This window comes from Pseudomonas sp. EGD-AK9, from assembly GCF_000465935.2.
In the GTDB taxonomy this organism is placed as follows: domain Bacteria; phylum Pseudomonadota; class Gammaproteobacteria; order Pseudomonadales; family Pseudomonadaceae; genus Aquipseudomonas.
The window spans coordinates 1-1,583 of sequence record NZ_AVOF01000525.1 but is presented as its reverse complement, the minus strand read 5'-3'; the positions used below and the strand labels follow the sequence as shown (position 1 = coordinate 1,583).

Annotated in this window: 2 protein-coding genes; both read left to right on the top strand. The window is 71.0% G+C overall.

All coding sequences use genetic code 11. The annotated features are described in order from the left end of the window. Positions 1-1,280 (top strand): flagellar hook-length control protein FliK (locus tag N878_RS19975; protein WP_021445320.1); only part of this gene is annotated, 1,280 nt, incomplete at its 5' end. Then, positions 1,277-1,583, top strand: a 307-nt coding sequence (locus N878_RS19970; RefSeq protein WP_021445319.1) for an EscU/YscU/HrcU family type III secretion system export apparatus switch protein, incomplete at its 3' end; no start/stop codon positions are given. The genes N878_RS19975 and N878_RS19970, both read left to right, overlap by 4 nt.

Below are 1,583 nucleotides of genomic sequence, written 5' to 3'. Positions count from 1 at the left end.
TGCTGGTCACCGCGCTGTCCGACACCCGCCTGGCCCTGGCGCTGCAGGCCGGCGGCGACAAGCCGCTGACCAGCCTCGACCTGCAACAACTGCCGCCCGGCACCCTGGTACAGGGCAAGGTACTCAGTCGCGAGCCATTGCCGCCGCAGGGCGCACAGGCGGTCTACCGGCTGCTGGTCAACCTGCTCAACACCCCGCTGGCCGGCCGCCAGCTGGCCCTCGACAGCCCGCTGGCGCTGCCTCTGGGCAGCCTGCTCAGCGCCCAGGTACAGGGCAGCCAGAGCCTGAATTTCCTGCCGCTCAGCGGCCGGCTCGATCAACTGGTGCTGGGCCAGCAACTGGCCGCCCAGCACAATCGCCAGGCCTCGCTGGAGGGCCTGCTCAAGGGGCTGCAGGGCCTGGCTGGCAAGGCCGAACTGAGCGGCGAGCTGCGCAGCGGCATCGAGCGCCTGCTCGGTGCTCTGCCCGACAGCACCCAACTGAGCACGGCCAAGGGCATGGCCCAGGCCCTGGAAGGCAGCGGCGTGCTGCTGGAAGCCAAGCTGCTGCAGGGCCAGACCGCCGCCCTGCCCCAGGACCTGAAAGCCAACCTGCTGCGCCTGATTGCCCAGTTGTTGCCACAATTGCCCGGCGGCGCCGCCACCCTCGCCGGCCTGCAGGGCGCCATGGGCCAGGCGCTGCCGGCGCTGGCCCGGCAGATGCTCGGCGGTCTCAGCCCAGCCGGCGCCGCGCGCCAACAGGCACTGGGCTTTCCCCTGCCGTCGCGGCTGCTGCAGAACCTGGATGGCGAGGCCGACCTGGAAACCCTGCTCAAACTCGCCGCCGCGGCCGTCTCGCGCCTGCAGACCCACCAGCTGTCGAGCCTGGCGCAGACCCAGGTGGACGCCAACGGCAACCTGCTGACCACCTGGCAGCTGGAGCTGCCCATGCGCCACCAGCAGGAGCTGATCCCGCTGCAGATCAAGCTGCAGCGCGAGGACAGCGGCAAGGCGGACAAGCCCGAGCACAAGGAAACCCTCTGGCGCGTCGAGCTGGCCTTCGACCTCGACCACCTCGGCCCGCTGCAGGTGCGCGCCCAGCTGCTGCGCGGCAGCCTGTCCAGCCAGCTGTGGGCCGAGCGCGCCGATACCGCGAACCTGATCGGCGCCGAACTCGGCAACCTGCGCGAACGCCTGCAGGCCGCCGGCCTCGAGGTCGGCGAACTGGCCTGCAGCCAGGGCCTGCCGCCGCAGGGGCCGAAAACCACGCTGGAACAACGCTGGGTGGACGAAACCGCATGAGCCGCAAGAGCAAGGCCGAGCCGCGCCAGGCAATCGCCCTCAACTACGACGGGCACAACGCCCCCGTGCTCAGCGCCAAGGGCGACGACGAGCTGGCCGAGGCCATCCTCGCCATCGCCCGCGAATACGAGGTGCCGATCTACGAGAATGCCGAACTGGTGCGCCTGCTGGCCCGCCTGGAGCTGGGCGACGCCATCCCCGAGGCGCTGTACCGCTGCATCGCCGAGATCATCGCCTTCGCCTGGTACCTGCAGGGCAAGACCCCGCCCGGCTTCGCGGCCGACGCCGAGCGCGACGTCAGCC